Here is a 16,974-nt window from a genome sequence, read left to right on the forward strand (position 1 = left end):
GCCCGTGAGCCGTACCCGGTACACCGCCCGAGCCTGGCGGCGTGGCGCCCGCGTGGCGCTCGCGCTGACCGTGCTGCTGGCCATACCCGGCCTCGGCGCCTGCCGCGATGATCCGGGCGAGCCGATGCTGATCCGCATCGCCACCGGCAGCCGCACCGCGGTCTACCACGCCTTCGGGGAGTCGCTGGCCACCATCCTCAACCGGGAGCTGCCCAACGTCCGGGCGGAGGTGCTGGTCACCGCCGCCTCGGCGGAGAACGTACAACTGCTGACCGCCGGTCGGGCCGAGCTCGGCTTCACCCAGGCCGACGTGTTGCCCATCGATCCGGGGCCGGATCCGCCGGTGGCGGCGGTGGCCCGGGTCTACGACGACCTGCTGCACCTGGTCACCACCGCCGACAGCCCGGTGCGGGAGCTGACCGACCTGCGCGGGCGCCGGGTGTCGGTCGGCGCGACCGGCTCGGGGACCAAGATCACGGTGGACCGGCTGCTCGACGTGGCCGGGCTTCGCGGCACGCAGGTCCAGCGGGTACAGCTCGGCGTGGACGACTCGGTGATCGCCCTGCGGGAGGGGAGGATCGACGCGTTCTTCTTCTCCGGCGGGCTGCCGGTGCGGGCCGTCGCCCAGTTCGCCCAGGACAACCCCGCCCGCATCATCGACCTCGGCACGTGGACCGCCACGCTGCGCCGGGACAACCCGCAGGTGTACGTGCTGCGGGACATCCCCCGCTCGGTGTACGGCATCGACCCGGTCACCACCGTGGCCAACCCCAACTATCTGATCGTCCGGGCCGACCTGCCGGAGGCGCTGGTCCGCGACATCACCCGGCTGCTGATGGGGAGTCGCTCCGAACTGGCCGCCGCGCATCCGGCGGCCGGGCGGATGAGCCCCCGCTCGGCGATCGCCACCTCGCCGCTGCCCCTGCACCCGGGCGCCGCGTCCTGGTATCGCGACAGCAAGCCCTGAGCGCCCGAGGCGGTCAGCCGGCCCGCGCGGCGGGTGCGGTGGGGGTGTTGCCGAGCCGCGGAAACGGCTCGGCCGAGAACACCACCTCCACCGGCACCTCGAAGTGCCGGGCGATCCGCAACGCCAGGTGCAGGCTGGGGCTGAACTCGCCGCGCTCCAGATAGCCGATCGTCTGGTAGTGGACGCCCAACGCCTCGGCCAGTTGCCGGCGGGAGATGCCCCGTTCCGCCCGCAGCATGGCAATGCGGTTGTACACCGTCTCGCTACGTTCGCTCATGTTCGTTGCCCTCACGTCACCCGCTGCAGGGCCCTCTCGCGGCGGGCGGTGACGCTCGACCCGGATTCCCGGCGGGCCATCCGGCGCAGCACCACCGGCGCCAGCACCAGCCCGGCGACGGCCCAGCCGCCGAGTACCAGCAGCGTCTCCAGGTGCCGCCACGACTCGCCGATCTCGACCGCGGCCATCGCGTCGGGCAGCAGCGCCGAGCGCATGCCGAGGCCGAGCCAGTAGATCGGGAAGACCTGCGCGACCCCCTGCAACCAACCGGGCAGGGCGGTGATCGGGTAGAAGATCCCGGAGGTGGCGATGAGTCCCATCATCGGCAGCATGATCAGCCCCAGGTTGCGGGGGTTGGACAGCAGCGACCCGAAGACCGCCCCGATCGGCATGGTCGCCACCATGCCGATCAGCAGCACCCAGATCAGCGTCACCCAGGCGCCGACGCTGCCCGACATCAGCCCGTCGAAGAGGAACATCCCCGGTACGAGCAGCAGAACGACGCTGACCGACGTCATCCCGGAGACCAGGGTGATCTTGCTGATCAGGTAGCCGAGCATCCCGTTGGGGGTGGCCTTGGCCCGCAGCAGGGTGCCGTCCTCCCGTTCGATGGTGAGGATCGACGCCACGCTGACCAGCCCGCCGAACGCCACCGTCATCCCGAGGGTGCCGGGCAGGGTCTGCGCGCCCAGGGAGAAGTCCGTGCCCGGCACCTGCGCGCCGCGCAGGAAGAACATCACCACCAGCAGGACGACGGTGGGGAAGAAATAGCCCCACAGGGTCTCCACGTTGGTGAAGCTGTGCCGCAGCTCGATCCGACCGCGGGCCAGACCCGCGCGGGCCGCCACGAGCAGCGGGTTGACTGAGGGATTCATCAGGCTGCCACCTCCTCGAACGCGCGGGCCGCGCGGTCGGCGCTCCCGGACTCGTACTCGCGGACCAGCGCCATGTAGGTGTCCTCCAGACTGGCCCGCCGTACCTCAAGGTCGGCGATCTCCTCGCCGTGCTGCGCGAACAGTTCCCGGACGAACCCGGTCGCGTCGCTGGTGGAGTGCACGAACCGTTCGTTGCCCCGGCTCCACCGCACCTCGGCGTCGACGGAGATTCGCCGGGACAACTCGTCGGCGGAGCCGCTGGCGATGATCCGACCACCGGCCAGGATGAGGATCCGGTCGGCCAGCTTCTCCGCCTCGTCGAGGTCGTGGGTGGTGAGCAGGATGGTGGTGTCGTCGATGTCGGTGAGCCGGTGCACCAGGTCGTGGAACTCGCGCCGGGCGGCCGGATCGAACCCGGCGGTCGGCTCGTCGAGGAAGAGCACCTCGGGTCGGCCGACGATGCCGATCGCCACGTCGACCCGGCGGCGCTGACCACCGGAGAGCTGCCCGACCTTCTTGTGCGCGTGCTCGGTCAGGCCGACCGCGTCGACGAGTTCGTCGACGTCCCACGGCCGGCGGACCCGATCCGTCGAGTACGGCGTATAGAAGGAGCCGATGTGGGCCAGCAGCTCCCGTACTCGCCACCGGCTGTGGTCGCGCCAGGACTGGAGCACCACGCCGAGACGGGCACGCCACCGCTCGTCGCCGTGCGCCGGGTCCACCCCCAGCACGTCGGCCCGGCCACCGGAACGCATCCGGAAGCCCTCCAGGATCTCGATGGTGGTCGTCTTGCCGGCACCGTTCGGGCCGAGCAGCACCAGCACCTCACCACGTCGGGCGGTGAAGGACACGCCGGTCAGCACGTCGGTGGACCCGTATCGCATCCGCAGGTCGTGCACGTCCAGGGTGACCGGCCGGTCGGCCGGCGGACCCGGATCGGTCGGAGTTTGCACCCCGGCGTCAACAGCCATGGACCCACTACCTCCCCGTATCATCTCTGCGCCAGACGATAGCACTCGTACTACATTCCGTCGCAAGTGTGTACTCGGCTTGGGCACTGGAACGGTGGTCAGGCCACGGCGGGTGCGGGCGGTACCGGCTCGACGAGGGCGGGCTGGTCGGCGGCCCCGGCCGGTGCGGGGAACCAGAGCGTGGCGACCAGGCCGCGCGGCGAGTTCGGCTGCATGGTGAGCCGGCCGTCGGAGGCGTCGACCAGCACGGCGGTGATCGTCAGCCCCAGCCCGGCACCATCGACGTTCTGCACCTCCGGCGCACGCCAGAACCGTTCGGTGGCCCGGCCGAGCTGGCTGCGGGTCATCCCCGGGCCGGTGTCGCGTACCTCCAGCTCGGTCCCGCCGTCGCGGGCGGCGACGGTCACCGTCACCGCACCGCCCGCCCCGCTGAACTTCACCGCGTTGTCGATCAACGCGTCGAGCGCCTGGTCGATCGCGGTCGGCACGGTCCGGGCGTACACCGGGCCGGGGTCGGCGGCCAGGCGCAGCGTGACCGACCGGTGGCGGGCCAGCGGCTCCCAGGCCGCGACCCGGGACGCGGCCGCGGCCGTCGCGTCGACGGTGACCCGCTGGTTCTCCCGACGTTCCGCGCGGGCCAGGGTGAGCAGCGCGTCGAGCAGCAGCGCGAGTCGGTCGGTCTCCTCCAGCGCCAACCGGTGCTCGGCGCGACCCGGCTCGTCGGTCACGCTCGGCCCCAGCTCCTCCACCCGCAGCCGCAGCGCGGTCAACGGATTGCGTAGCTGGTGGCTGGCGTGCGCGACGAAGGCGCGCTGCCGGTCCATCACGTCGGAGACGACGTCGGCCATGTGGTTGAAGCTCGCCGCCAGGCGGCGCAGCTCCGGCGGCCCGAGCCGGTGCTGCACGCGGGCACCGCGGTCGCCCTCGGCGATCTCGTGGGTGACCGCGTCCAGCTCGGTGACCGGGCGCAGCACCCAGCCGGCCAGCCCGAACGCGGTGAGCACGCAGGCCAGCATGGCGAGCAGCCCCAGCCCGGCGAGCAGCAGCCACCAGGTGGCGACCGTGCGACGGACCCCTTCGGTCGGGGTGGCGATGACCACCGCACCGAGCACCTCGCCGCCGTCGTTGATCGGCACCGCCACCACGATCGGCCCCTCGACCCAGGGCCAGACCGAGTCGGGAGCGCTGGCCTGCTGGCCGGAGAGCGCGATCTCCAGCGCCGCCTGGGCGCCGCCGGCCCATTGCCAGCTCACCGACGCCATCACCTCCTGCCGATCCCGGTCGACCACCGCCGCCCCGATGCCGTACAGCTCGTCGTAGCTGTGCAGCTCGCTGTGGAGCGGGCCGGTCGTGCCGTCCCGCAGCACCGGCCCGGCCAGCGAGGCGAACCGGGTGGCGTCGGCCAGCCGATCGGCACGGACCCGGTCGGTCTCCCGGGTGGCCAGGGTGGCCGCCAGCGGCGTGCCCAAGGCCACCAGCACCAGCACCATCAGCAGCAGGTAGCTGATCACCAGACGCCGTCGCACCGCGCGCCCCTCACTCGCCCCGGAGCCGGTAGCCGACGCCGCGTACGGTCTCCACCAGGCGCGGGTCGCCGAGCTTGCCGCGCAGCGAGCCGACGTGCACCTCGACGGTGTGCCGATCGGCGAAGGTGGTGCCCCAGGCGTCGAGCAGGATCCGGTCGCGGGGCACCGCGACCCCGGGTTGCCGGGCCAACGAGAGCAGGACGTCGAACTCCTTGCGGGTCAGCGAGACCGCCCGCCCAGCCACCGTGACGGTGCGGGCGGCCACGTCGATGCGAACCGGCCCGACCGCGATCAGGTTGCGCTCCGGCGCGGCGTGCGCGGCCCGCCGGAGCACCGCCTCGATGCGGGCCTGCAACTCCACCATCGAGAAGGGCTTGACCACGTAGTCGTCCGCGCCGAGCCGCAGGCCGAGCACCCGGTCGCGCTCCTCCCCGCGGGCGGTCACCGCGATGATGCCGAGTTGGCTGCTGCGCCGGCGCAGCTGCCGGCACAGGTCGGTGCCGTCGCCGTCGGGCAGGGTCAGGTCGAGCAGCACCAGGTCGCACGGGGCGGCGGAGAGGGCGGCGGCGACGGTGGCGGCGTGCTCCACCTCGTACCCGCGCCGGTTCAGGGCGGACGACAGCGCAGCGGCCACCCGACGGTCGTCCTCGACCAGCAGGATGCGCACCCGGCCTCCCCCGTTCGGTCTGCTCGGCTAGATGGTGGCAGACCGGCGGCCGGGGTGACAGGCCCGGGATCCTCCCGGCCGGGCTCAGAGCCCGAAGACCTCGTCGGAGGTGCTGTCCCGCACCCCGTCCACGAACCCCTTGAAGGCGGGGTCGTCGTGGCTCGCCGGGACGGTGGCGACGACCTCACCGGTGGCCTCGGTGACCGCGTCGACCAGCGGCGGAAAGTCGATCTCGGCGTCGGCGAGGGTGTCGTCGTCGGCCTCCGCCAGGTTGATCACGTGCTGCACGTCCTCGGACGGCGTGTCGGGATCGTCGGCCCAGTCGGCGCCGGCGCGATAGCACTCGTCGTAGAGCGCGCGCTGGCTGTCGGTCCAGTCCTCGTGATAGCTCTCCATGCCCATCCCCCTGTCCGGCAGGCCTCCTATCGAGCATGCCCGCCGGGGGCGGCGGACCGGGCCGGTACGGGACAAAACGGCCCCCGACCCCGGCGCCTGGCCGGACGACGACGCGCCCAGACGGTGACGCGACCGGACGACCACGTCGTCGCGGGCGCGCCCGTATGGCGTCAGCGGCAGAGCCGACCGATCTCCTCGGCGAACCGGTCCATCGGGTTGGCCTCGGCCGGACCGAGCAGGTAGGTCTTCAGATCCCGGCGGGCCTCGGTCATCGGGTCGTCGCCCGCCCGGGTCACCGCGACGATCTTCTCCAACTCCCCGCAGTCGGTGGCGAGCAGGTACGCCGCCCGAGAGGTCGGGAAGGATCGCCGGAACTCGTCCTCGGGCAGCCCGGACGGATTGGCCACCACGTACGGCCGCTGGCTCTGCACGAAGTCGGAGACCACACTGGACACGTCGCTGACCAGCAGGTCGGTCTGGTTGAAGCAGTCGAACAGCGCGGGCACCCGCCCGGTGACGACCCGGTGCGCGGGACCGTCCAGGGTGGTCGCGTCGACGTCACCGCCGGCGGCGCGGATCCGCTCCACGATCCGGTCGTGCACCGCCTTGGCCTGCTTGGACCGGCTGCCGGTCAGCGGGTGCGGCTTGTAGATGAGCCGCACCGCCGGCCGGACCGCGAGCAGGCCGGTGACGATCCGCTCCCCCATCAGCACGAGCGAGGTGTGGTACGGGTCGTCGTCGAGCCAGCCCTCCCAGGTGGGCGCGTACAGCACGGTGAAGGGGCGCTCGACATACTCGGAGCCGAAGGTGTGCACGCCGGCCAACTGCGGGCGGCCGATCTCCACGATGTCGGCGTCGAGTACGCCCACCCCGGCCCGAGCGTACCGCTCCCGTCCGGCCGGGCCGGCGACCCAGACCTCGTCGTAGACCTTGCTGTACGGATTCACGCTGGCCGCCTTGTCGCTGTCTCCGTGGCCCACGAAGACATGCTTCATGCCGGGCTCGCGCAGCATGTGGATGTTCGGGCCGACGTTCGCCGCGTACAGGGTCGTCCGGATGCTGCTCTTGGTGAGGTTCATGAACTCCGGCGCGGCCGGCACACAGATCACCGGCAACCGGGTGTCGGACAGCTCGTGGAACGCCTCCTTGCTGCGCATCAGCACCACCGCGCGCCGCCCGAGCGCCTCGATCGGGGCCAGCCACATGTTCGCCTGGTAGACGTCCTTCGCCGGCCCCGCGAAGTACAGCGCCACCTCCGGGCGGTCGCCGTCCAACCAGCGTTGCAGCGCGGGCAGCTGCGGACTCTGCCCGCTGCCCCGCCCGCGCAGCCAGGTCAGCGTGACGATGCCGCCGACCACCGCAGCCAGCCCGACGGCCACCACACCGGCCACGTAGACGGGCGCCACCTCGCCGGCCACGGCCGCGACCACCGCCGCGGGGATGAGCAGCACGTTCGACCACGGCAACCGGTCACCGGCGACGTCGGCGGCCCACTGTGGCGGACGGGGAGCGGCGGCCATCGGCCCCAGGTCGATGTTGCGTACCAGCACCGAGAGCGGGTTGCGCCGATCGATCATCCGGTTGAACGCGCCGGCGAAGACGGCGATCACCCACACCGCAGCCGGCAGCAGGAGCAGCAGGGTCGGTTCCCGGCCGGCCAGCGGCACCTCGGCGACCACCAGCAGCACGACCGACAGGTCGCGGCTCAACTGCCGGTAGACGCGGTTGATGCCGACCTTCTGGAGCAGCGTCGCGGTGGCCGGTGACCACCGCTCGACGGCGAACTCCCCCAGGACCGCCGCCAGCCCGGCGACCGCGAAGAGGCCGACCCAGCCGAGCGCGGCGGCGGCGAGCAGGACCAGATAGGACGTCACCAGCAGGGCGCCACGCGCGGCGACCCCGACGCGTGAAGTCAACGTGCCGAACAACGAGTACGCTCCCTAACGAGATCGATGGCCGGCTGGATGCGCCTCGACGGCCGCCAGCGTAGCTGCGACCTTAACGCGAATCGTCGCCGGGACAACGCTCGGGTATACAGCATCTTCCCCCAAACCCGTCCGGCGCCTAACCGGACAGCCACCCCGACCGGGCGGAAATCGCCCGGAGGATCGGACGCGGCGTTCTCCACCTGCGGCTTCAGGTGCGGCGCAGGCAGGTCACGGCGCCGGGCTGGCCGGAAACGGGGGCGGGGCGCTCGGCGAATTCGGTGTAGCCCAGCCGCGCGGCGGTCCGGCGGGCGAAGCGGTTACCGCTGTAGACGCAGATCGTTCCCACGTCCAGCCGCTCCAGCGCCCCGGCCACCTGGTCGCGGGTCGGCCGGCCCTCGGTCGGGCCGCCGTCGGCGAACCGGGTCAGCAGCAACCGATCCTGGGAGAACTGCGAGTTGATGTCGTACTCGATGAGGTAGAAGTCGCGCGGGAGGACCACCCGCACCCAGCTGGTGATCACCGGTGTGGCCCGCATGACGGTCGCCGGGGCGAGCACGAGCCCATCCGGGCGATCCAGGGTCCTGATCCACTCTGCGATGCCCAGCCGCTGCGGGGGGACCTTCCAGGCGGGCTCGCCGTGCACCTGCACCCAGCTGCGCTCGGACCACATCGGGGTGGCATAGATCGCGAACGAGGCCACCATCGCCCCGGCCAGCACCAGGCCGACCACTGCCCGCACGCTGCGCAGCCGGGTGGGCAGCCAGACGGTGCAGAGCAACCCGATCAGCGCCGGCAGGGCGAGCAGCCACGGCACCCGCCAGAGCACCACCGAGATGCCGGTGAGCGCCCCGAGCCACTCCAGCACCCCGGGCAGCAACAACACGCTCAGCACGAGGGCGCCCCCGGCCGCGAGCAGCGCCGGGGTGCGGCGGCGGGCCAGCAGCGGACCGAACCACAGGGCGAGGCCGCCAATCACGCCCACGATGCCGATCTCGAACGTACGCTGGTAGGTCTGTGCGGCACTGTGGACGTTGACATCCGCAGCGGCCTCACTGGCCGAGCCGAGGAGCAGTTGGGTGACGACCACCGCCCCGACCGGGTACGCCAGCGCGGCGACGCCGGCGGCCAGCGCCGACTTCCAGCGCCCCACCAGCAGCATCATCAGGGCGGCCCCGCCGACCAGCAGCGGCAGGATGATCGCGGCGGTGGTGGTGAGCCCGATCGCGGTGATCGACAACGCGACGATCAACACCAGGCCGCGCCGGGACCGGTCGTCGAACCAGCGGGTCAGGTAGAGCCACATCAGCGGCACCACCGCCGAGACGAACATGCCCTTGCCCTGGTAGAGCCGGGGCAGGTGGAAGGTGCCCAGGGCGGCATCCGGGCCGCAGACCAGCGCCAGGAAGGCGACGGCCACGGTGAAGGCGAGCACGGGACGCCGGGGCGCCCAGCGCTGCACCAGCCGCCAGAGCGCCAGCACGGCGAGCACGGCCATGATCGGCAGCAACACGTACCAGGTCGCCGAGGCGGCGGGGAGGCCGAGGAAACGGGCGAGCGCGCCGGCGAGGACCTCGATGCTGGCGATCGGCGGTTGCGAGGCCATCGCCGGAAGGACGTTCTCACTGAACAGGAAGTCGTTGAGCGGAACGGTGTCCCGCTCCGCCACCCACACCGACCGGCCCACGTAGTAGATGTCGTCCGGGGTGCTGCGGGCGAGGTAGAGCGAGGCGACGGCGGCCACGCCGGCGATCAGTAGCGCGTACCCCGACTGCCAGGCGGTCGGTGCCGGCGGCCGGGTCGGCGGGCTGACCCGCCAGGTGCGCCAGGTCAACAGCACCGCGCCGACGGCCGCCACGGCCCCGGCCGAGGCCGGTACCCACCAGGACAGCCCGTCGCCGGCCGGCGTGCCCGCCAGGCCGGCGGTGATCGCCGCGCCGGCGCCGACCAGCAGGACCAGCGCCGTGCACCAGCGCTGGACGGCCGGCATCCGGCCGGCGCGGCCCGCCGTGTTCGGCGCAGGTCCATCCGCCGGGGCCGGCTCAGATCCGTCCGCCCAGGCCGGCGCAGGTTCATCCGCCGGGACCGAGGCGAGTCCGTCCGCCGGGACCGGCACGACGTCGTCCGTCGTGGCTTGCCTGGCCGGTCGGTCGGGCCCGGTGGCCGGTTCCGTCTCGCCTGCCTCGCCCGCCGCCGGGCCGACCCCGGGGTCGCGCACCGCCCCGGCCGTCATGCCGGCCCGGTCGTCGGGGCCGGACGCCGGGACCTGGGCGGTGCTGCCGCGGCGGCGCCACCGTAGGGTGAGCCGGATCAGCACGGTCAGCAGGGCCAGCGCCGGTCCGGCCACCAGCCAGATCCGCAGCGTCAGTGACGGAGCGAGGCCCAGCGGCAGGGCGGCGTGGTAGAGCAGCGTCCAGAGCGCGAACGCCAGCACGGCGCCGTCGGTCAGCACGGCGGGGATCGCGGCAATGCCCGCCCCGACGCGCAGGGGCACCGCGCGGACCCGGCGGGCAACGCCGGGGGCGGGGTCCGTCGCCTCGCCGGCCGCCGCCGGCGGGGGTGCGGCAACGTCGACGGTCTCGTCGGTCATCGACACGGGCGTCCTTGTCGTCGTACGGGCGGGCGTGGCCGGGGCACGCGCCTCACACGCGCGGCGACCCCCGGCCGCGAACCACACCGAGAGTAGTAGTCGTCCCCGGGCCGCCGGATCGAGCCGACGCGCCGGGCGACGGCGTTCCGGTCCCGGCCTGCCGGCGGCCGATCCGACCAGCCGTACCCAGGGTCGTTGTCGCTCAATCAGTGGCGGGCGCCACCCGCTGCCGGGGCAGCGCGTCCAGGGCGCCGAGCCCGAGTGTCACCGACTCGACCAGGGCCTCCAGATAGCTGTCGGTGACGGGCGTGCGGGCGACGGCGAGCCGCCAGTACAGCGGGCCGACGATCAGGTCGACCGCCACGTCCGGGTCGGTGGTGGTGGGCAGGTCGCCACGCTGCACCGCCCGGCTGATCAGCCGGCCGACGATCTCCTGCTGCCGGGCCCGCAGCACGCGCTGGAGGGTCTCGTCGATGGTCGGGTTGCGGGCCGCCTCGGCCAGCAGGTCGGGGATGATCTGCGAGGCCAGCGGGTGCCGCAGCGCGTGCGCCACCACCTGGAACAGCAGCGTCAGGTCGCCGCGGAGGCTGCCGGTGTCCAGCGCGGGCAGCCGAGCGCCCGCGGCGGCGGCGACCACGTCCAGCACGAGGTCGAGCTTCGAGTTCCACCGGCGATAGATCGCGGTCTTGCTGACGCCGGCCCGGCGGGCCACCGCCTCGATGGAGAGCCGGCCGTAGCCGACCGCGGCGAGTTCCTGCATGAGTGCGCGGCGGATGGCCGTGGTGATCTCTCCACGGAGCACCGCCGCACCAGCGGGTGCGCGCCTCTTCCCGGTCGTCACCTGGGGCTCGTCTCGGCTGTCACGAGGAACAATGTACCGCAACGACGCTACGGTTGCGTCCCGACGTCTTTCGGACTACTGTCCAGCCAGCGGCGGGGCCGCGCTCCACCGACCGACCACGCTAGATTCTCTCGTCGCGAACATCACGCCCGGCACGACAGATCGGAGCGCCCATCCCCATGGCCAACACCGCGCTGGCCGACCCCGACTCCGGCCTCACCCCGGCCCAACTGGCCGCCCGACACGGGTTACGGGTGGCCGGCCAGCGGCCTTCGATCGGCCGCTACAGCGGCCAACTGTGGCGCTACCGGTTCTTCATCTCCGCGTACGCCCATGCCAAGCTGACCGCCTCGTTCAGCAACGCCCGGCTCGGGCAGCTGTGGCAGGTGCTCACCCCGCTGACCAACGCGGCGGTCTACTACCTGATCTTCGGTCTGGTGCTCGAACAGGACCGAGGGATGGACAACTTCATCGCCTACCTCACCACCGGGCTGTTCATCTTCAACTTCACCCAGACCAGCGTGCAGCACGGCACCCAGGCGATCAGCGGCAACCTCGGCCTGATCCGCGCCCTGCACTTCCCCCGGGCCAGCCTGCCGCTGGCCATCACCGCCACCCAGTTCCAGCAGCTGCTCGGCTCGATGGTGGTGCTGCTCGGCATCGTGGTGGCCACCGGCGAACCGATCACCCTGATGTGGCTGATGCTGGTGCCGGCGCTGCTGCTGCAGACGGTCTTCACGGCCGGGCTGACCATGGCGGTGGCCCGGCTGGGCGCCAAGGCCACCGACCTGAAGCAGGTCATGCCCTTCATCCTGCGAGCCTGGATGTACGGCTCCGGCGTGCTCTACAGCGTCAACCTGTTCGCCGAGAACCTGCCGGGCTGGGCCACCGCCGTGGTGCAGTTCAACCCCATGCTGGTCTACATCGAGCTGGCCCGCGTCGCCCTGCTGGAGAACACGCACCTGCTCAACGACTCCCTGCTCCTGACCTGGCTGGTCGCGATCGGCTGGGCGGTCGTCGCGGGTATCGGGGGCTACCTCTACTTCTGGCGCGGCGAACAGGAGTACGGCCGTGGTTGATCATCTTGAGATGTCCAATGATGTAACGGTGACCATTCCCCGGATCCAGGAGCGGATCCCGACCGTGGTGGTGGACGACGCACACGTCGTCTACCGGGTGCACCGCGGCTCCGCCGGCAACACCAGCCCGGTGGCCGCGCTCCGGCGGATGGTCACCCGCACCTCCACGCCGAACGTCCGCGAGGTGCACGCGGTGCGGGGGGTCACCTTCACCGCGTACCGCGGGGAGGCGATCGGGCTGATCGGCACCAATGGCTCCGGCAAGTCGACCCTGCTGCGGGCGATCGCCGGGCTGCTGCCGGTGGAGCGCGGCACGGTCTACACCCAGGGCCAGCCCTCGCTGCTCGGGGTGAACGCCGCACTGCTCAACGACCTGCCCGGCGAGCGCAACGTCACGCTCGGTTGCCTGGCGATGGGCATGTCCCCGGCCGAGGTGCAGCGCAAGCTACCCGAGATCATCGAGTTCTCCGGGATCAACCAGCGTGGCGACTTCGCGTCGCTCCCGATGCGCACGTACTCCTCCGGCATGTCGGCCCGCCTGCGCTTCTCCATCGCCGCGGCCAAGCAGCACGACGTGCTGCTGATCGACGAGGCCCTCGCCACCGGCGACAAGGCGTTCCGCAAGCGGAGCGAGCAGCGGGTACGCGAGCTGCGGGAGAGCGCCGGCACGGTGTTCCTGGTCAGCCACCAACTCTCCTCCGTACGGGACACGTGCGAACGGACAATCTGGCTTGAATCGGGCGAGATCCGGCTGGATGGTCCCACCCCCGAGGTGCTGAGGGCCTACGAGGCGTTCACCAACGGCAAGTAGAGTTCATGTGAACGTGCGGCGTCGCCCAGGCCGCGTCGTCCCCTAGGGGCGGCGCGGCCCACGCGTTATGGTTCATCCCGTCGCCGTGTTGGCGGCACCTTCCGTTCACGTGTCCCACCACAGTCGTGCACCCCCCGAGAGCGAGGACCGGCAATGACGCAGGACCAGACCACCGACCCGGGAACCACCCCGGCACCGTGGCGCCCCTCACGGACGGTGGCAGTGGTGCTGGCCGGCGGCACAGGCACCCGGCTGGGGCTCGGCATCCCCAAGCAACTGCTGAAGATCGCCGGCAAGCCGATCATCGAGCACACGCTGGCCGTCTTCGAGGCCGCACCGGAGATCGACGAGATCATCGTGCTGATGGCCGCCGGGCACGTCACCGAGGCACAGCAGATCGTCGACAAGGCCGGCTTCCGCAAGGTCACCAAGGTGATCGAGGGCGGCGACACCCGCAACGCCACCACCCGTGTCGCGTTGGACGCGATCGGTGCCGGCGACTGCAACGTCCTCTTCCACGACGCGGTGCGGCCCCTGCTCAGCGCCCGGATCGTGCGGGAGTGCGTGAACGCCCTGTGGACGTACTCGGCGGTCGACGTGGCCATTCCGTCGGCCGACACGATCATCCAGGTCGACGAGAACGAGTGCATCACCGACATCCCCGTCCGGTCCGCGCTGCGCCGGGGTCAGACCCCGCAGGCCTTCCGCTCCGGCACCATCCGGGAGGCGTACCGCCGGGCCGAGGGCGACCCCGACTTCGCCGCCACCGACGACTGTGGTGTGGTGCTGCGCTACCTGCCCGAGACCCCGATCAAGGTGATCGACGGCTCCGACGAGAACATCAAGGTCACCCACCCCGTCGACGTGCACCTGGCCGACAAGCTGTTCCAGCTGGCCGCCGCCCAGGTGCCCCGGCTGACCGACCACCGCGCCTACAGCGAGGAGGTCTCCGGCCGCACGATCGTCGTCTTCGGCGGCAGTTACGGCATCGGCCACGACCTGGCGGAGCTGGCCCGCCGCCACGGCGCCCAGGTCTTCGCGTTCAGCCGCTCCAGCACCGGCACCCACGTGGAACGCCCCGAGGACGTCGCGGCCGCGCTGAAGACCGCCTTCGACGCCACCGGCCGGATCGACCACGTCGTGGTCACCGCCGGGATCCTGGAGAAGGGCGCCCTCGCGGAGATGGCCCAGGAGACCATCGACCGGGTCCTGCAGGTCAACTTCGTCGGCCCGGTGACCGTCGCCCGGCAGTCCCTGCCCTACCTCCAGCACACCAAGGGCCAGCTGCTGCTCTACACCTCCAGCTCGTACACCCGCGGGCGGGCGGACTACGCGCTCTACTCGGCCACCAAGGCCGCCCTGGTCAACCTCACCCAGGCGCTCTCCGACGAGTGGGCGGAGTTCGGCGTACGGGTCAACGTCATCAACCCGGAACGCACCGCCACGCCGATGCGTACCAAGGCATTCGGCGCGGAGCCGGAGCACACCCTGCTCGCCGCCGAGACCGTCGCCCAGGCCTCGCTGGACGTGCTGATCTCGGATCTCACCGGCCAGGTGATCGACGTACGCCGGCCGCCGGGCGAGGCGCCGGCCGTCGCGGTGCCCACGCAGACCGACCGGTCGGCCAGCGCGGCTCCCGTCGGCTGACCACCCACGACCGCGAAGGCGACACGAGATGCGTGGTGACCTGGTCCGGAAGTTGACCGCACGGGGCCTGGCCACGGCCGGGGCCGTCCTGGCGTTCCTGGTGGTCGCGCTCACCGACGCGACCGCCTGGGGGCTCTGCCTGGCGGTGGCGGCGCTGGCCGCCACCGTCTGGGAGCGTCGGGTCCGCCCCGGCGCGGACACCGTCGCGGAGACCACGCTGATCGCGGCCGGGGTCCTGGTCGGCTACGTCCGGCAGCTCGACGCCGGCTTCGACCCGGCCCTGGCCGCCACCGCACTGGTGGTGCTCGGGCTGGTGCTGCTCGCCGGTCCGCTGCGCCAGGCGGGCAACCTGGAGATCCGCGCCGCCAACCTGCCGGTACGCACGTGGGTGCCGCAGGTCGCGGCCCATGCCGGGGACGCCGTGGCGGGGCTGCTCGCCGTGCTGGCCGTCGCCGCCCTCGCGGGCCTGCCCGCCGCCGTCGCCCTGGTGCCGGTCCTGCTGGTGGGCGCCGCGGCCGCCGCGGCCACCCTCGAACTGGCCCGGCGGCGGCTGCGACCGGCTGCCGGCCGGTCGACGGTCGCCCGGGCGCTGCGCCGGCAGCAGCCCGAGTTCGTCCTGCACTTCTCCGCCCCGCCCGGCTCGGAGTACCAGGTCACCATGTGGCTGCCGTACCTGGAACGGATCGGCCGGCCCTTCGTGGTGATGCTGCGGGAGCCGGAGTTCCTGGCACCCATCGCGGCGGCGACCTCCGCCCCCGTGATCTACTGCCCCACCCTGCGCACCATGGACGAGGTCCTGGTGCCGAGCATGCGGGTGGCGTTCTACGTCAACCACGGCGCGAAGAACAGCCACTGCATCCGGTTCACCCAGCTCACCCACGTGCAGCTGCACCACGGCGACAGCGACAAGGCGCCCAGCGCCAACCCGGTCTCGGCGATCTTCGACCGGATCTTCGTCGCCGGTGAGGCGGCCGTCGAGCGGTACGCGCGGGCCGGGGTGGACATCCCGGCCGAGAAGTTCGTGGTGGTCGGTCGCCCCCAGGTCGAAGCGATCGAGGTACGCCCACAGCCGGTGCGGGGCCTGGCGAACCCGACGGTGCTCTACACCCCCACCTGGACCGGGCACCACGCCGACGCCGACTACTGCTCACTCCCGATCGCCGAGACGCTGCTGCGGCGACTGCTGGCCCGGGGTGCCACCGTCATCGTGCGCGCCCACCCCTACACCGCGCAGAGCCCGGCCTCCGCCCGGCAGTTGGGGCGGCTGCACGACCTGCTCGCCGCCGACCGGGCCGGCACCGGCCGGCCGCACCTCTTCGGCGCCGCGGCGAGCCGGCTGACCCTGGCCGAGTCCGTGAACCGGGCCGACGCGCTGGTCTCCGACGTCTCCGGGGTCGTCTCCGACTGGCTCTACTCGGGCAAGCCGTACGCGGTCACCGACATGGGCGCCGACGGCGACCGGTTCGTCGAACGGTTCCCGCTGGCCGCCTCCGGCTACGTGCTCGGCCGGGACATGGCCGATGTGGACGCCGTACTGACCCGGCTGCTCGACACCGATCCGCTCGCCGAGGCCCGGTGGGCCACCCGGCGCCGCTATCTCGGTGACTTCCCCGGCGAGTCGTACGCCGAGGTCTTCCTGGCCGCCGCCCGGCGCGAGCTGGACCGGGGCTGGACGGCACCGGCACCGCGCGCCGCGACCACCGCGCCGCTCTCCCCCGCCACCTGAGTCACGCTCGTGACGAGGTGCGACGCGGTTCGATTCATGGAGGGGCGGCGGGGTCGGACTATCGTGGGCGCGTGAGTACCCGCGATGTGCCTGCGCAGATCGGTGACCTGCCGCCGATCGGGCGACCGGCCAACAGCGCCCTGCTCGAAGCCGGCATCACGACGCTCGCGCAGGTGGCCGCGTACCGCCGCCGCGACCTGCTGGCCCTGCACGGGGTCGGGCCGAAGGCGGTCAGCATCCTGGCTGCCGCGCTGGCCGAGCGGGGCCTCGCCTTTGCCGACTGACGGCAATCGGCTCCATGCCAGCAAGGCCCGCAGACCGTCGATGGCGCAACGCCACGACTTCCCGGTGCCGCCCCGGCCCTGGGCTGCGATCGCAGTGGCGCCAGCGGGGTCATGGCTGTCCAGGCTGGGTCAACGGGCGGGCAAGGCGCTCGCCGTCGGGCCACGCACCGAACCCGGTCCTGGAGTCCAGGTGCCCGACCGCCCCCGCATCGAATAGCTCCGATCCCCAGTCTCGCGCGTACGCCTCGAACTGCTCGAATGTGGTGATCGGGTCGTTGCGGCTGGCGACCAGGATCGAGCGGAACGGCAGTGGCTCGCGCGGCACACGGCCGCAACGCTGGGCACGCGATCGAATATCCCCACAAATCAGATGGGTTTGATAGGAGATACGA

The 16,974-nt window shown here is 72.2% G+C and carries 16 protein-coding genes; 6 read left to right on the forward strand and 10 right to left on the reverse strand.

From position 1 onward, the window contains the following. Positions 1-4: 4 nt before the first annotated feature. Positions 5-967 carry a TAXI family TRAP transporter solute-binding subunit gene (locus O7615_RS33180; RefSeq protein WP_278181738.1) on the forward strand — a complete coding sequence of 321 codons (963 nt, stop codon included), beginning with the start codon at positions 5-7 and terminating at the stop codon, positions 965-967. Between the two features lie 13 nt (positions 968-980). On the opposite strand, the gene O7615_RS33185 is transcribed toward O7615_RS33180, so the two are convergent. From O7615_RS33185 to O7615_RS33225, 9 genes are all read right to left on the reverse strand, one after another. Continuing rightward, on the reverse strand, positions 981-1,244 hold the full coding sequence (locus tag O7615_RS33185) for a helix-turn-helix transcriptional regulator (RefSeq protein ID WP_278181740.1): 264 nt from the start codon (positions 1,242-1,244) through the stop codon (positions 981-983). Between the two features lie 11 nt (positions 1,245-1,255). Then, the gene (locus O7615_RS33190; protein ID WP_278181741.1) at positions 1,256-2,119 is read right to left on the reverse strand and encodes an ABC transporter permease; all 864 of its coding nucleotides are present in this window, start codon (positions 2,117-2,119) and stop codon (positions 1,256-1,258) included. Beyond that, entirely contained in the window at positions 2,119-3,003 is an 885-nt protein-coding gene (locus O7615_RS33195) for an ABC transporter ATP-binding protein (protein ID WP_278182325.1), read from the reverse strand. Before O7615_RS33195 ends, O7615_RS33190 begins: the two co-directional genes overlap by 1 nt. Positions 3,004-3,188: 185 nt before the next feature. After that, positions 3,189-4,616 carry a HAMP domain-containing sensor histidine kinase gene (locus O7615_RS33200; RefSeq protein WP_278181742.1) on the reverse strand — a complete coding sequence of 476 codons (1,428 nt, stop codon included), beginning with the start codon at positions 4,614-4,616 and terminating at the stop codon, positions 3,189-3,191. A 10-nt stretch (positions 4,617-4,626) separates the two neighbouring features. Next, entirely contained in the window at positions 4,627-5,283 is a 657-nt protein-coding gene (locus O7615_RS33205) for a response regulator transcription factor (protein ID WP_278181743.1), read from the reverse strand. An 84-nt stretch (positions 5,284-5,367) separates the two neighbouring features. Next, positions 5,368-5,679 (reverse strand): hypothetical protein, encoded by a 312-nt coding sequence (locus tag O7615_RS33210; protein ID WP_278181744.1) that lies wholly within the window; start codon positions 5,677-5,679, stop codon positions 5,368-5,370. 170 nt (positions 5,680-5,849) lie between these two features. Next, positions 5,850-7,607, reverse strand: coding sequence for a CDP-glycerol glycerophosphotransferase family protein (locus tag O7615_RS33215; protein WP_278181745.1), 1,758 nt, complete (start codon positions 7,605-7,607; stop codon positions 5,850-5,852). 208 nt (positions 7,608-7,815) lie between these two features. Continuing rightward, positions 7,816-10,194, reverse strand: coding sequence for a DUF6077 domain-containing protein (locus tag O7615_RS33220; RefSeq protein ID WP_278181746.1), 2,379 nt, complete (start codon positions 10,192-10,194; stop codon positions 7,816-7,818). Between the two features lie 202 nt (positions 10,195-10,396). Beyond that, positions 10,397-10,996, reverse strand: coding sequence for a TetR/AcrR family transcriptional regulator (locus tag O7615_RS33225; RefSeq protein ID WP_278181747.1), 600 nt, complete (start codon positions 10,994-10,996; stop codon positions 10,397-10,399). Positions 10,997-11,214: 218 nt separating this feature from the next. On the opposite strand from O7615_RS33225, the gene O7615_RS33230 reads away from it, so the two are divergent. The 5 genes from O7615_RS33230 to O7615_RS33250 all read left to right on the forward strand — a co-directional run bounded on the left by O7615_RS33230 (position 11,215) and on the right by O7615_RS33250 (position 16,582). Next, complete coding sequence (locus tag O7615_RS33230; RefSeq protein ID WP_278181748.1) at positions 11,215-12,114, forward strand: ABC transporter permease; 900 nt, start codon at positions 11,215-11,217, stop codon at positions 12,112-12,114. Positions 12,115-12,124: 10 nt separating this feature from the next. Beyond that, on the forward strand, positions 12,125-12,925 hold the full coding sequence (locus tag O7615_RS33235; protein WP_278181749.1) for an ABC transporter ATP-binding protein: 801 nt from the start codon (positions 12,125-12,127) through the stop codon (positions 12,923-12,925). Positions 12,926-13,078: 153 nt separating this feature from the next. Continuing rightward, positions 13,079-14,572 (forward strand): bifunctional cytidylyltransferase/SDR family oxidoreductase, encoded by a 1,494-nt coding sequence (locus O7615_RS33240; RefSeq protein WP_278181750.1) that lies wholly within the window; start codon positions 13,079-13,081, stop codon positions 14,570-14,572. Between the two features lie 28 nt (positions 14,573-14,600). Then, on the forward strand, positions 14,601-16,298 hold the full coding sequence (locus tag O7615_RS33245) for a CDP-glycerol glycerophosphotransferase family protein (RefSeq protein WP_278181751.1): 1,698 nt from the start codon (positions 14,601-14,603) through the stop codon (positions 16,296-16,298). A gap of 71 nt (positions 16,299-16,369) precedes the next feature. Beyond that, a complete protein-coding gene (locus O7615_RS33250) occupies positions 16,370-16,582 on the forward strand; it encodes a DNA-binding protein (protein WP_278181752.1) in 213 nt (70 codons plus the stop codon). 109 nt (positions 16,583-16,691) lie between these two features. On the opposite strand, the gene O7615_RS33255 is transcribed toward O7615_RS33250, so the two are convergent. Beyond that, a complete protein-coding gene (locus O7615_RS33255; protein ID WP_347405139.1) occupies positions 16,692-16,970 on the reverse strand; it encodes an alpha/beta hydrolase in 279 nt (92 codons plus the stop codon). Between the last annotated feature and the right edge of the window lie 4 nt (positions 16,971-16,974).

The sequence above is a fragment of the Micromonospora sp. WMMD1082 genome, from assembly GCF_029626175.1.
Classification (GTDB): Bacteria; Actinomycetota; Actinomycetes; order Mycobacteriales; family Micromonosporaceae; genus Micromonospora.

What these genes read in the sequence shown, in the direction of transcription:
- O7615_RS33185 (WP_278181740.1), bottom strand. Translation starts at nt 1,244, where the DNA reads ATGAGCGAACGTAGCGAGACGGTGTACAACCGCATTGCCATGCTGCGG.
- O7615_RS33190 (WP_278181741.1), bottom strand. Translation starts at nt 2,119, where the DNA reads ATGAATCCCTCAGTCAACCCGCTGCTCGTGGCGGCCCGCGCGGGTCTG.
- O7615_RS33195 (WP_278182325.1), bottom strand. Translation starts at nt 3,003, where the DNA reads ATGCGATACGGGTCCACCGACGTGCTGACCGGCGTGTCCTTCACCGCC.
- O7615_RS33210 (WP_278181744.1), bottom strand. Translation starts at nt 5,679, where the DNA reads ATGGAGAGCTATCACGAGGACTGGACCGACAGCCAGCGCGCGCTCTAC.
- O7615_RS33220 (WP_278181746.1), bottom strand. Translation starts at nt 10,194, where the DNA reads ATGACCGACGAGACCGTCGACGTTGCCGCACCCCCGCCGGCGGCGGCC.
- O7615_RS33230 (WP_278181748.1), top strand. Translation starts at nt 11,215, where the DNA reads ATGGCCAACACCGCGCTGGCCGACCCCGACTCCGGCCTCACCCCGGCC.
- O7615_RS33235 (WP_278181749.1), top strand. Translation starts at nt 12,125, where the DNA reads ATGTCCAATGATGTAACGGTGACCATTCCCCGGATCCAGGAGCGGATC.
- O7615_RS33240 (WP_278181750.1), top strand. Translation starts at nt 13,079, where the DNA reads ATGACGCAGGACCAGACCACCGACCCGGGAACCACCCCGGCACCGTGG.
- O7615_RS33245 (WP_278181751.1), top strand. Translation starts at nt 14,601, where the DNA reads ATGCGTGGTGACCTGGTCCGGAAGTTGACCGCACGGGGCCTGGCCACG.